Here is a 14,058-nt window from a genome sequence, read left to right on the forward strand (position 1 = left end):
TTCACTGCCCGGCAAAAAAAAGGCGGCTGCGCGATCGCAGCCGCCCGTGAAACTAACACCCGATGATCGGTGGAATCATCAGAAGCGAATGCGCATGCCGATCTGCGCCTGCCACCGCGAGACAGAGGAATCGTTCACCGTGGTCGGGACGCCGTCGAGCGTGCCACTGTTGAACGTGTAATTCCACACGCCGGCGCCACCATTGCCGGCGGCATTATACGTCGCACCGGCGACGCCACGACGATAGGAGAACGGCACCTCGTATTGCAGGCCCCACTTGTTATCGATGATGTTCCAGAAGTTCAAGATGCTGGCATAGAGCTCCGCTTTTAGGTGACCGTGGATCGGAATTTCCTGCGTGAACTTCAAATCGATCGTCTGCTGCCACGGCGAAACTTCCGAATTCCGGGACGGATGGGTGCCCAGGTAGTTCTTCAGGTCGGTGGAGTTGACGTAGGCGAAAAAGGCATCGCGCTCGGTCGTGCTCGCCCACGCGACTTTGGGGTCGTTGGGACCCGTCGGCACGTAGAGTAGATCGTTGAACGTGTAGCCGTCACCGTTGGCGTCACCGCGGAACACCCAAGAATACGGATGGCCCGTGCGGCCTTGATAAACGATCGCCGCGGTCGTTTTGTAGTCACGGATGAGTTCGAACTGGCGCGTGAGCTGGATGACGATGCGGTCCTTGATGTTCGTGTTGGAAGTGGAGGCCACATCCTCATTCGGATTGAACACCGCGCGATTCGAGTAGTTCGAGCTCGCGGTCGACGAGGTCATCGGACTCACCTCCGTCGCGTGACCACGGGTCCACGAAGCGGACCAGGACCAGTCATTCTTCATCGGCCGATAGAGCGACAACGTAACACCGTGGCTCTCGCCCTTGTTGGTGTTGGTCATGTAGAAGACGTCGGCAAACGAGCTGTTGCGCCGGCGACCGCTGGAGCTGGCACTTGTGCCGGACGTGGGCGTGCCAGCGTAGGCAATGCGTCCGTCGGGCATTGTGCTATTCGCAGTCGCGATCTTGTAGTTGAGGAACTCGACATTCAGCGCATCCTTCACCTCGCTGTAGTATCCTTCTGCAGAGAACGTAATGTTCCCGAAGGGCAACTTGTGGTCGATCGCGAGGTTGGACTTCCACAGACTGGGCTGCCGGAAACCCGGATCCGTGACGTTGATGTTCGGCGCCGGAGGCGAGCCCGCCGGGACCGTTTGGTTGTTAGGATCCGGGTTGAAGGTCAGACCGGGAATGCCACCGGTATTAAATGCACCGACCGCACCCGTGGCACCGGCGTTGGAATAGGCGTTGGAAATCCACACGGCCGGGTTCTTCCCTTGGAAGAGGCCAATGCCGCCGCGCAGTTGAGTCTTTCGCTCTGTCTTGAACTCATAGGTGAATCCGATGCGCGGCGCGATGGTCGCGTTGCCGTTGTTGGTCGTGTTGTTTTGCGTGACCGCCTGGCCGTTGTCGCGCGTGAAGCCCGCAGTAGCAAAGCCAGCGGCAACAGGCGGAGCCTCGGGAACATGAGGATAGTCGTAGCGCAGGCCGGCCAAAAGTGTCAGCTGAGGGCTTAGTTTCCAGGTATCCTGGACAAACGTCGCGTACGCATCGTAGCGCCAGTTGGCGACCGCATCGTCGATCGAGAATCCGGGATTGGCCTTTTGCAGGGTGTAGCCCGTCACTGGCGTGCCCGCAACCCATGCGGCGAGGTTGGGGAAGGTATAGTAACCGTCAGTATATTGAACGTAGGCGTTCAGATACTTGGTGGAAATATCTTCCACGCCGGCCGTGACCGTGTGGTTGCCGATCGAATAGTCAGCGGAAAACCGCACTTGGGTTTCCTTGGTGTTGATCGCATTAAGCTGACGGGACGATTCCGTGCCGAGGTAAACCTGGCCGTTCGTGATGGAAGCGCCGGTGTCGTAACGCGTGCCGGAAAGACCGCCCACTTGAACTTGGGGAAACGGCACACCGTTGTTGGACGGAGAACCATCGTACTTCGTGTAAGAAACATCGAGCTCGGTACGGAGGTCAGGCGTCCACTGGCTGAAAAGTTGGCCAATATAGCTATCGGTATTGCGCGGCTGACTGTACCAGTAGTTGCTGAGGGAGGTTGCCGTGCTGCTGGTGTAGTTCGGGAAAATCACCTGCGTGCCGTAATTGCGGCGGTAGGTGAAACTCGCGCGGTGGTCGCTGGAGATATTCCAATCGAGCTTGCCGATAACTGTCTTCTGCGTCGAAACGTTGTCACTCGCGCTCAAGCTGCCGGGATCGTAGCCGAGGGCCTGCGCCCGGGCAATGATGCTGGCCAACTGGGCCGCGTTGGGCTTGAAATTGGCCTGCGGCGCGGCGGAGGTGCGCTCGTAGTAGTCATAGTCACCGAAGAAGAAGAGCTTGTTTTTGATGATGGGGCCACCGAGCGTGAAGCCGTAGTTCTCTTCCTTGAAGGCATCGCGCAAACCCGTCACGGGGTTTTTCGCCCGGAAGTCTTCGTTCGTATATTCGTAAAACGCACTGCCGTGGAGTTCGTTCGTGCCGGATTTGGTGACGACATTGATCAGCGCACCCGTGAAACCGGCGCGGCGGACGTCATAGGGCTGGAGTTCGACACTCAGATTCTCGACCGCTTCCAGCGGAATCGGGCTGCGCAGGGAGGTCGCGCCGTTGCCGTTGAGACCGAACTGGTCGTCCGAACGGACGCCATCGATGAGCAGCGAGTTAAAGCGGTAGTTCTGGCCTTGCGCGCTCAGATTGCCGCCCTGATCGAGCGAACCAAGGAAAAGCCGGGAGTCCATGGCGGCGACGTCCTGAATATCGCGACGGACGGAAGCGACGTTACGCACGGCTTCTTCGTTATACGAAGTGCCAGAGCCCATTTTGCCGGAATCGAAAGTGGCATCACGGGAACTGGTGACGCTAAACGCTTCCATTTGCACGACATCGGAATTCATTGAGAAGTTAACCGTCGCGCTCTCGCCTAGCCCGAGGTAAACGTCCGATCGCTTCTGCGGTGTGAGGTCAGTGCCCGTGACGGTAATCGTATACGGGCCACCAACCCGCAAACCGGAAGCATTATATTGTCCATTCGCGCGCGTGAGCGCCGTGGCGGTCGTGCCGGATGGTTCGTGGACAATAGTGACGGTCGCACCGGATATCGGCGCTCCGCTGCTATTGGTCACGGAGCCATCGATTCCAGCTGTCGTAATACCCTGGCCATAAAGGCCGGTGGCCAAAGCAAGAAGGAGGAAGGACATTCCCCCGAGCAGGCGTTTGAGGAGCGAGTGTTGATGCATGGTGTAGTCAAACTTGCGCCGGGCACTGCACCCGGTGCTAGATTTCCGCCAGCGAAGACCGGGGGATTTACCGCGTCAAGCGTGCAACCGCCTCCCTTTGCACCCTTCCGGCGATCTCCGGGGCATCACACAGCTCCCGCGGCCGACCAGAACCGCGGCAAACTTCTTGCTCCCACGATGCTCCAGCCACGAGTGCCGGCGCCGAACGCCTTAGCGATCCTTCGCCCGGTAGCAGCGGATCTCCAAGGGCGGCCCGATGGAGTAAAAGCCTTCCACCGTCTCCAGATTACCCAGCAGCCACGGCACGGAGAACGCGGCGCCGTTTTTGGTAAATACGATTCCAGCCGCGAGATAGACGCACGAATGCACTGCTACCCCGTCTGGTTGCACGAAGACAATGACATCGCCAAATGTCGGTTCGCTCGCGACAGGATAATATGACTCCGTGAGCACCTTCTTCACATATTCTATATCCGTGAAGCGCTCGTCAGGCTGTTCGTTAAAGAAATTGAGCGCCGTCCAATGGCAGTCGTGCGCCTCGTCTTGGGGATTCTGCGACAATTGCGGGTAGGAATAAAGCAGCGCTCTCGGCAACGGCGGCAAGAGGTGCACGATATCCAGCACGGCGCCTTCCGGCCGACGTACGAGTGATTGGAGCAACGGCTTCAGGTCTTTGCTGCGGCGGCCCTGACCCCAATAGTGCGCGATCGCATTCACGTCGGTCTGCGGATCGATCACCAGCTGAACGAGCAGCGTCGATTTGCGGGAAAGCGTTTTTAGGAATCGGATGCGGTCCGCCGAGGACTTCAATCGCGGCAAAACGACGTCATCGTCCGAAAACAGAAGGTTGCCGTTGCGCGGATAAAGCATGCTGGTCGCGAGCGTGATGATGTCCGGCGGGAGGCCGCTGTCGCGAAACCAGTCTTTTCCAACGTCGGCGCGCAAACGAAAGGGGGCAAACTGGGTGGCGTTTGCCGGAAACTTGGCCAGGACCGTATAGATGACCGAGCGCGCGGCGGGGGTCAGTTCCGCGACGACATTCCGATTCGGCATGACCACGCAACCGCTGCCGTCCGCAGCCGGAGACGTGGCCGCGCTCAACGCCTGCTCTTGAGCGGCGGTGAGGCTCGCGCTGCGCCATAACTCGCGCACGGCCGCGGCAGAATAGCCCGGGAACGTCCACCGCAGAGGATCCGGCTGAATCTCCGGCAGGGGGATGTAATCTTCTGGTGGTTCGATTTCGATACGGGAGGATCGCAAGTGCCCCCATGGTCCGTCGGGCAAACGTGTGAATCCCGACTCCATGACCGCGGACCGAACAATAGCGGGTTGACTAGCCTTCACCGGCTCGGTCGGGGGCGCCGAGCGGAGTGACCAAGCGACGACGCCCCAGGGGAGCAACAACACAACGCCCAGTCCACACCAGCCCCATGAGGTCAGCCGGATTGAGTTGGTGCGTTCGGAATTGGCCATGGCGAAAAAATCAAACCTCGGTGAAGCCGGCGGTGGGCCAGAGGACAGTGCGACGCGTATTCACGAATTGGCCCTCCTCGCGCAACCGCGCAAGGTGGCACGATTTAAACCGAGGCCGAGCTGCGCGCGGCGCGGCGGCGCTGGCGGACTCGGCGCCACGTCACCAAAGCAAGGCCTGCGCCGAGGAAAATGACACCATAGGTCGCCGGTTCAGGCGTAGGGCGGATTTCGTGATCGAACCAGCCATTGTGATTACCCGCGACCCAAGTGGTCGTCATCCCATCGTAGTTGGTGAACGTAATCTGGTTAAGAGGGGTGTTACCGAGATGATCCGCGCCGCTCAACGTGCCGCTGTTCACGGTGCTGGTCGCATACCAAACAGTGCTTTGCGTGACTTGGTTGGCGGTGCTCTTCCAGTTGTTGACCGTGATGTGGACCCCGGCGTCGATGATCAGATTTGCCGACGACAGCACGGTGCCGTTGGTGCCGTTAAAATCGAGGACGGTGTCCGCGGTAATGTGGATCGTGCCGAAGGTGATGTTCGCCGCGCTGGCGAGTGAAAGGGTGCCGCCGTTCAAGACGAGCGTCGAACCCGTGCCTGCGTTGAAACTGTGGTCAAAGACGAGCGTGCCGGCGCCGTCTTTCTGAAAGGTACCACCGCCGGTGCCGTCGATCGCGCCGGAGAACGTGGTGCTGCCGCTGGCGTAATTGGAGACGACAGTGCCACCGCTGCCGATGATCAACGTGGTGCTGACGGCAGAATCGAAGGCGCCGGTGTTCAGCGTGGCCCCAGAGGCCACTGAAATCTTGCCGGCATTCAGATGGGTCGCGCCAGCGGTGTTCGTGCCGGTGCCGTTGATCGCGAGGGTGCCCGAGCCCGCCTTCGTGAGGCTGCCGCTGCCGTTCGTGAGATTGCCTGTGATCGTGATGTTGCCGTTGTTGGCGGTGGTGCCGAAGGTGGCGGCCTGGTTGGCGCTGGTCACGCCGCCGCTCAGGGTGAGCGTGGTGCCGGTGTTGGCGGTGAGGAGGGCGGCCGATTGCAGCGTGACTTGGCCGGCAAAGGTGTTGTTGCCGGCGGCATTGCGCAGGGCGCCGTTGCCGCTGATGCCGGTGCCGTTCAAGGCGAGGGGTTCGGCGCTGGTGGTGAGGTTGCCGTGTGCGGCGTTGCTGAGTTCGAGCGCGCCGCCGCTGCCGGAAACGGTGGTGCCGCCGGTGGCGGCGCCGAGGCCGGCGTTGCTTTGCAGGCTGAGGACGCCGGTGTTGATCGTGGTGGCGCCGCCGTAGGTGTTGGTGCCGGAGACGATGAGGGTGCCGGTGCCGTTCTTGGTGAGGGTGCCGGTGGCGCCGCCGACGGGGCCGCTGATCGTGGTGTTGCCCGAACCGGTGACTTCCAACGCGGTGTTGATCGTGACGGTGTTGTTGAGGGTGAGCAGACCGGCGTCGGACTGGGTGCGGGCGTCGTTGACGACGACTTCGCCGTTCCAGGTGTTGTTGCCGGAGAGGTTGCGCAGAGCGCCGTTATTGCCGTAGCCGGTGTTGTTCAGCGTGAGTTTTTCGTTGGTGACGGTGATGTTGTTGGAGAGCTGCAGGGTGCCGTTGGTGGTGCCGTTGCCGTTGACGAGGGTGGCGGAGGTGTCGGTGCCGTCGGACTGGCCCAGGGCGCTGTTGTTGGTGATGGCGAGGGTGCCGTTGTTGATGGTGGTGGTGCCTTCGTAGCCGGCGTGATTATCGGAGGTGATGGTCATCGTGCCCGCGCCGGTCTTCACGATGGAGCCGTTGTAGATGAGGGCGCCGATGGTGAGGTCGCTGGTGTTGCCGGCGCCGCCGACGAGGTTGAAGGTGCGGGTGGCGTTGGGGACCGGGACGGGGCCTTGGTGGATGGTGAGGCTCAAGGCGCTGGTGCCGGAGCCGGTGATGGTGGCGGTGTGGCCGGCGGAGGCGTTGACGGTGACGTCGTCGTTGAGAAAGAGGCTGCCGGTGGTGCCGAGGTCGATATTGCCGCCGTTAAAGGTGAGGGCGCCGATCGTCTGCGCGGCGAGGAGGCTGAACTGGCCGTCGCTTTTGAGCGTGATCGGCGTGGTGTAGTTCATCATCTCGTCGTAAAGAATCGAGGTGTTGGCCTGGATGGTGAGTTGCGCGGAGTTGGCGGCGCCGGTGCCGTCGCCGATGACGACGGGGCCGTTGATCGCGAAGAAGTTCGGGTGCGCGGGGTCGGCGGGGTAGGTGTTGTAGAGGGTGGCGAGGCTGAGGATGCCGTTGTTGATCTGCGTGGTGCCGGTGAAGGTGGGGTTGTAGTTGTTGGTCATGCGCACGGTGTCGGTCGCGTTGGTCATCGCGATGACGAGGTTGCCGGTGCCGGTGACTTGCGCGTTGATATAGGTGGCGATGTGGTTGGCGGCGGAGGTGGTGCCGGTGAGCGTGAGCGTGTTGGCGCCCAGGCTGAGCGTCGTCGGGTCGGTGGGCGTGCCGCTGGGGTCGGAGAGCGCGCGGTTGTAGCGCGTGGTCGTCAGGCCGAGGGCGAGGTAGCCGGTGGCGTTGGTGCCGATCGTGGCGTCGCCGGCGAGGGTGATGTTGCTTTCCCAGCGGTTGTTACCGCCGGTGCCATAAAGCGCGCCGACACCGCTGACCCCGGTGCCGGAGAGCGTGAGCGTGCCGTTGAACGGAGCCAGCACGCTGTCGAGTTGCAGCGTGGCGCCGGAAGCGACGGTGGTGCCCGCGGTGCCTGCGCCCAGTGCGCCTGCGCTCTGCACCTTTAGTGTGCCTTGATTGACCAACACGGGGCCACTGTAACCAGAACTCGTGCCTGACAGCGTCAGGGTGCCAGTTCCCTGCTTCACGAGGCGGCCGTTGGCGTTGCCGCTGGAGAAGGTGCCCGCGTAGGCCGTGCTGGTGGCGTCGCCGACCGTGAAATCGGTGGCGCCGCCGGGAGAACCGAAAGCGATCACCGCGCTGGAATTAGTGCTGGCGATGGAACCGAGCGTTTGGGCGAAGCCGTTGAGGTTGAGCGTGGGCGTGCCGCCGGCGGTGAACGTGACGGCCGAGGTGCTCGCGATTTGGTTGGCGGCATCAAGCCGCACGGTGTCCACATCACTGCCGTCGCCGATCACGAGATTGCCTCCGACCGCGGTGGCGCCGCCAGATTTAGCGAGCACCAAGATACCGCCATTCACCGTCGTGGTGCCGCTGTAGGTATTAGCGTCACTGCCATTAAACGTAACGGTGCCCGTGCCGCTCTTGATGAACGAACCGCTCCCCGCAATAGTGCCGCCGTAGGTGGATGATCCCGAGCTGACCCCGAGAGTCAAAGTGCCGCTTCCCAGTGTGATTTGCCCGGCAGTGCCGGAAATGACATTCAGGCTTTCGTTGAAACCATTGAGATCGAGGCGGCCGTCCGTATCGAAAGAGATAGAAGGCGCATAATCAGCAATCTGGTCATTCGCGGCCAAGCGGATGATGGCCGAACCTGCACCTCCCGCGCCGTCACCAATAGTGATCGCGCCTTGGCCGAGCGCATTCAGCGTCGCGGATTTTGCGAGCACGATCGTGCCGTCATTAAGTTTTGTCGCGCCGTAGGAGTTGGCGCCGGTCCCGGAGAGGGTGAGCGTGCCGCTGCCGTTTTTGATCAGGCTTCCCGTCGAGGTCAGTGACCCGCTGGTGGCAAAATCGCCGGCACCTTCGAAGGTGAGGTCTGAGCTCAAACTAAGATTGCCGAGCGTCAGCGTGCCGGCCGCGGAGCCGATGGTCGTGGCCCCAGCCAGGTTGAGCGTCGCGTTGAGGGTGTTGTTGCCGGAAAGATTGTAGATGGCTCCCACTGCACCGGCGCCGGTGCCCTGCACGCTGAAACTCCCCTCGTTGACGGTGATGCCGCCTTGAAGCGCCAGCGTCGCCCCATTGGCAATGACATTGCCCGAAGTTGAGCCGCCGAGCGCCGCGCTGTTTCCCAGGGTCAGGGTGCCGCCATCGACGTAGGTGAGACCGGTAAAAGTGTTGGTACCCGTCAGCGTGAGGTTGCCTGTGCCGGCCTTGTGAAAGGTGCCGTAGCTGTCGGTGATCGTGCCCGAAAACGTGGTGTCGGCGGCGGTCGACGTCGTGAAGTTGCTGCCGCGAATCGAGAGCGTGCCTGAGCCGGAAAGCGCCCCGACGGTTTCACTGTTGGCGCCCCAATCAAACTGGAACGTGCCCCCAGCGCCGATGATCAGGTCGGAAGCGTCCGCAATGCGGTTGCTGCCGGTGGTCTGAAGAATGCCGCCATTGATGGTCGTAGGTCCCGTGTAAGTATTCGTCCCGGTTAACAGCCACAGTCCGGCATCGTTTTTGATTAAAGACGTCGTGCCGGTGCCGGGATTGGCGATGATGGAGGCCAACGTATTATTGGCTGTGCTGGCGCCTCCGAGCGTCAACGTGCGATCTCCACTGCCGCTCATCGCCAGGCTGCCGGTGTTGGTAAAACTCAGCGCGCCGCTCCCCGCGGCTTCGATTGTCGCGCCGCCCGCGCCCACGGTGAAAAGCCGGTTGGTCGTATCGCTTGTGCCCGCATAGCGCAACGTCCCGCCATCGATCACGAGATTCCCCGCGGCGTTGGACGAAGCGCCGATGCTGGAATTCGATCCGCCGTTCGCGAGTTTCGAGACCTGCAGCACACCGCCGTCCACGGTCGTGACGCCGGTGTAGCTGCTGGCGGCGGACGTCAACGCCCACGTGCCGCCGTCGGTTTTCGTCAACGACGTCGCGCCCGTGTTGTTGCCGATGCTGGCCGCGAGGGTGTTGGTGTCCGTATTGGAACCGCTGAGCGTAAAGGTGCGCGCATTGGTGCCCGCAAACGTGACGGCATTGGTGCTGTTAAATGTGATGGCGCCGGAGCCGGAAGCATCGAGTGCACCGCCGCTCGCTCCCAATGTAAACCGCCGGTTAGTCGCATCGCCGCCACCCGTATATTTCAAAGTGCCCCCGTTTATCACCAGATTGCCGGCAGCGTTGGTGGAATTTCCAATGCTCGATGCCGCGCCACCGGCGGCTAGTTTGCTGACCGAAAGCGTCCCGCCGTTAATAGTGGTCGCCCCGGTGTAAGTATTGGCGGCGTTGGTTAATACGAGCGTGCCGGCGCCAGTTTTGGTGAGCTTACGACTTCCGCTCGATTGGCTGACGACGCCGCCAATCGTGAGCGAGCTGCCGTTAATCGCGAAAGTGCGATTAGCCCCTCCAAGACTGAAGGCACCCGTGCCCAAATTGAGATCATTGGTCCCCGCAAAAGTGAGTGTGCCGCCCAGCGTGATCGAAGGATTGTTGGTGAGCGTCACCGCGACGCCGCTTGTATTGTCGAGCGTGCCTCCATTGATGGCCATCGCACCCCCGCCATTCGCCGTGGCGCTGTTCAGGTTGAGCGTGCCGGCGCTTAAGGTCAGCGCGCCCGAAAACGTATTATTGCCCGCGAGCGTTAGCGCGCCATTGCCCGATTTGGTCAAGGTGCGGCCGGAAGCATTCTGACCGATGCTTTCATTGAAAGTCAGGCTGCCAGTTATGTTATAGGTCGAGTTGGCGGACAGCTGATACGAGCCGGCCCCATCGGAGATGGTGACATCGCCTTGGCTGACCGTTATGTTGGCCCCCGTTAAGGCTGTGACGGTGTTGAGGCTATAACTGCCGTTTCCCGCGTTGAATACTGCGGCGCTACCGTTGGTCCATGCGCCCCAAGTGCCTGCGCCTGAAGAATTATTGTTCCACAACGAGGTCGAAGTATCCCAATTATAGCTCCCGGAGGCAGTGCCGAGACCACTGCCACTCGTCACGTCGAAATAAAGTTGCGCGCGCGCGCTCGTGGTGAGGCCGACCAAACCTGCGAATAACATCACCGACAGTAGAGCCTTCTGAATTTTCCCTCTCTCCTTCGCACAGACACGGGTGATCGTCTCAAAGCGACTCTTCGGCCGCGTGAGCGTTAACCCGTGGAGTAAACGAAATGGGACCATGGCCGGGGAGATACCCCTAGTTATCTGGATCTGAATGGCCCCTTCGTCAATGTCTTTCTTGGGGTCTTAACCCTAGACGCGAGTGGATTTCCGCCCACGACTTAGGCTGGGCCCGAGCGCGAAGAGGACGCCTCTTCCGTGGGCGTGGCTGCTGCGATCCCACGTCGCGAGACCTCTGCTGCATACAACGACAGTCACTCAAGCAACGGGGCTCCCCGCAGTCAGATTCGACTTGGACGGTTAAGTCGTTTTTCAGGCTTTCTCGCATCAGACGTTATAACCCAAACGGCATCGTCCACGGCACCGCGAGCGCCCACTCTTTCAGTTGTAACTTTGACAAAAACTTTCGATTCAGCGGCATTTTACCGTCGACTTCTGGGGACAACACCCTATCAGGGAACGCAACTTACCCTAGTCACTACGTCTTTTCGACCCATGAAACTATCCAGCGTGCGCAAGTTTTCATCCTTCAGACTCACCCTGCTCAGCGTCCTCGCATGCGCAGCATGGATACAAGCAACGCCTGTTGCACGGGCGCAGGATCCCGATCCTACGCCAGTCGTGGGCTACACGCCATCGATCGTTCAGATTCAAGATATGCTGCCGTTCACGCGGTCGTATACGTTCCAACTTACCTCGCCGTGGAATCATCTCGTCTCCACGCCCGTTCTCTTCGCCGTCACGCCGAACGGAAAGCCCAACGGCGTCACCGATGCCAAAGCTCTTTCTTACGTCACGGTCTCTCCCGCTCCCCTTGTTTTCACTTCTCCGAATCAGTCGCTGACGGTCACCGTCACCATGCAGTTGCCGGCTGACGCCGTGGCCGGTTCTTATGGCTACAAGATCGTCGCAGTGGGTTGGCCGGAAGACCCCTTGCTCGGCTTGAGCAATGTCGGGACCTTCATCAACGCCACCGTCACCGCCGCAGCCCAGCCTCTCACCCCTCCGCAAGTTTCGATCGCCACGCCGGCGAACAACAGCACCGTGAGCGTCGATATCTCGCAGATGCCGGTCGCGGTTCCCTTTACGTTCACCGCCATCGGACCGGGCCCGAACCCCAGCCCGGTTGATAGCATCAGCTACGACGTCGACGGCGATGCCGGCTCGGTAACCATCAACTCCCTTGCCACCCTGAACACCCTGAGCGTTACGGGCACCGGCAGTATCCTCGTCACGAATCCCGGTCAGCATGTCGTGACCGTGCGCGCCCACAACGCCGCCGGCACCGCCACCGCCACCAACACCTTCACGGTTGTTACCACCGGTCAGGACCCGGCCACGCCTCCGGAGGTCGTCATCAATTCGCCCTACGACGAACAGCAATTCACCGTACCTTACGCGTCCCTCGATGCGCAGGGCCGCGCCAGCATCCCGCTGACGTTCACCGCCACCGCCTCACCGACGTATCCGATTCTACATGTCGATGCCGATGTCGACGGCACGCCCGTCAACACCCTGGACAACCTCCGCAGTCCCACCGTGGAGTCCGGTGGCACGATGCTCGTCAAGGTCGGTTCCCACACGGTCACGGCGCACGCGAACAACTCTGTCGATAGCGCCCAGGACATGAACGACTTCACCGTTATCGTCACCGATGCCCCGCCGCCGGTCGTCGTGATCGACACCCCGGCCGATGGCACCGTCAAAACCTTCAACGTCGATGATGCGCCGTATATTGTGCCGCTGCACTACACCGCCAACAGTGTCGCCAAAGGAGGCGCGATTCGTGCCGTCCTCGCCTTCCTCGATGGCTCCGACACCCCGCTCGATGCGACCGTCACCGGTCTCGATACACCGACTGCCACAGGCGCCATCGATCTCTCGTTCACCGAGGCAGGTCAGCACACCGTGAGCGTTACCACGATGGACGACTACGGCAACGCGAGCGCCACCTCGACGTTCACCATCAATGTCGTGGATCCGCAACCCACGATTACGATCACCGCTCCGACTAATGGCACGGTCATCACTTTGGGCTGGGGCTGCAACTCGACCAACGTCGCCTTCAAATTCGTCAGCGGCACCAGCAATGGCTTCACCGTCGACACCGTCACCGGTCTCTTAAACGGCACGACGCCCGTCACGATTTCCACCAACTCCCCCGCCCTCGGCACCGCACAATCCGTCACGAGCACCGGCACCCTGTACGGTCTCACCGCAGGTTCCTACACCCTCACGGGCACGACCACGAGCTCCGGCAAATCCGCGACCGCGTCGATTTCCTTCACCATCCAAAGCCGCTACGTCGCCCCGCCGACCGTCGTCATTACAAGCCCCGCGCCGAACACGACGTTCTCGATGACCTCCGGTCAGTGCCTGAGCATCCCCCTCACCTTCACGGGCACCAGCAACTACAGCGGCGGATTGATCAACCAGCTCACCGCGAAGCTCGACGGCGTTGCCCTGACCGTCAGTCCCTCCTCCCCGAATCTCAAGGTCGCCAACGGCACTGCCACGATGGTGGTCAAGACCGCCGGCACACACACGATCGTCGTGACCGCCAAAGATGGGGTCGGCACCGCGACCGCCACCCAGACCTTTAACGTCGTCATCGTTTGCCCGAAGAAAATCACCGGCAACGTGTTTTACGACGTCAACGCCAACGGCAAAGTCGATTGTCGCGAGTCCGGTCAGGCGAACGTCACCGTTAAGCTGACCAACGCCTCGAACCAAGTGATCGCGACGACCACGACGGACCGCTGCGGCAACTACACGTTCGCGAACGTCGCGCCCGGCACCTACACCGTCACGGCCGTTCCCACCAATGGCATGAAGCCGACGCCCTCCGGCGATTCCGGCAGCCGCAAAGTGACCGTTTCGACCAAGGATGTCTGCGCGCCCGTCATCGGCCTCGGGCTGAACTTCTCGTGTATCCGCACGATGAACGCCTACTGCAACACCCGCGATTACTGGCAATGCAACGTGTCCAACGCCGTTTCCGGCCGCGACCGCAATTGCCAGATTCCTTCCAAGACGCTGAACAACTACACGAAGTGGATCGCGTGCGACGACACCCCGCACCGCAACATCTCGATGAAGACGGCGTGCTCCAACCTGGGCTCGCGCAGCTCGCAGTGCAAAGACGGCCTCTCCCAGGAATTGCTCGCCGCCAAATACAACTTCGCCAACGGCTGCTATTTGAACGGCGACAAGGATCTCACGGCCCGCTTCATCAGCTGGGGCGATGACACCTTGAACAACTGCAACAGCTACTCGAGCAGCTACGTTTCCAACTGCCGGGATTGGTTCTCGTCCTACAATAAATCACGCGGCTGCCTTAACGGCCCCTCGTCGTAAGCCTGTAGCTCTCTCATCCCTTCCAAGGGCG

At 61.1% G+C, this 14,058-nt stretch carries 4 protein-coding genes; 1 reads left to right on the forward strand and 3 read right to left on the reverse strand.

What is annotated here, in order from left to right; all coding sequences use genetic code 11:
* Nucleotides 1-78 precede the first annotated feature (78 nt).
* The 3 genes from K0B96_RS15850 to K0B96_RS17550 all read right to left on the reverse strand — a co-directional run bounded on the left by K0B96_RS15850 (nucleotide 79) and on the right by K0B96_RS17550 (nucleotide 10,610).
* A complete protein-coding gene (locus K0B96_RS15850) occupies nucleotides 79-3,291 on the reverse strand; it encodes a TonB-dependent receptor (RefSeq protein ID WP_220161860.1) in 3,213 nt (1,070 codons plus the stop codon).
* Between the two features lie 210 nt (nucleotides 3,292-3,501).
* Nucleotides 3,502-4,764: a hypothetical protein gene (locus K0B96_RS15855; protein WP_220161861.1), complete on the reverse strand. Its 1,263-nt coding sequence runs from the start codon at nucleotides 4,762-4,764 to the stop codon at nucleotides 3,502-3,504.
* 104 nt (nucleotides 4,765-4,868) lie between these two features.
* Nucleotides 4,869-10,610, reverse strand: coding sequence for an autotransporter-associated beta strand repeat-containing protein (locus tag K0B96_RS17550; RefSeq protein WP_220161862.1), 5,742 nt, complete (start codon nucleotides 10,608-10,610; stop codon nucleotides 4,869-4,871).
* A gap of 555 nt (nucleotides 10,611-11,165) precedes the next feature.
* Between K0B96_RS17550 and K0B96_RS15865 the strand changes: the two genes are divergently transcribed.
* Nucleotides 11,166-14,027 carry an SdrD B-like domain-containing protein gene (locus K0B96_RS15865; RefSeq protein WP_220161863.1) on the forward strand — a complete coding sequence of 954 codons (2,862 nt, stop codon included), beginning with the start codon at nucleotides 11,166-11,168 and terminating at the stop codon, nucleotides 14,025-14,027.
* Nucleotides 14,028-14,058: the final 31 nt, after the last annotated feature.

The organism is Horticoccus luteus (genome assembly GCF_019464535.1).
Taxonomy (GTDB): Bacteria; Verrucomicrobiota; Verrucomicrobiia; order Opitutales; family Opitutaceae; genus Horticoccus; species Horticoccus luteus.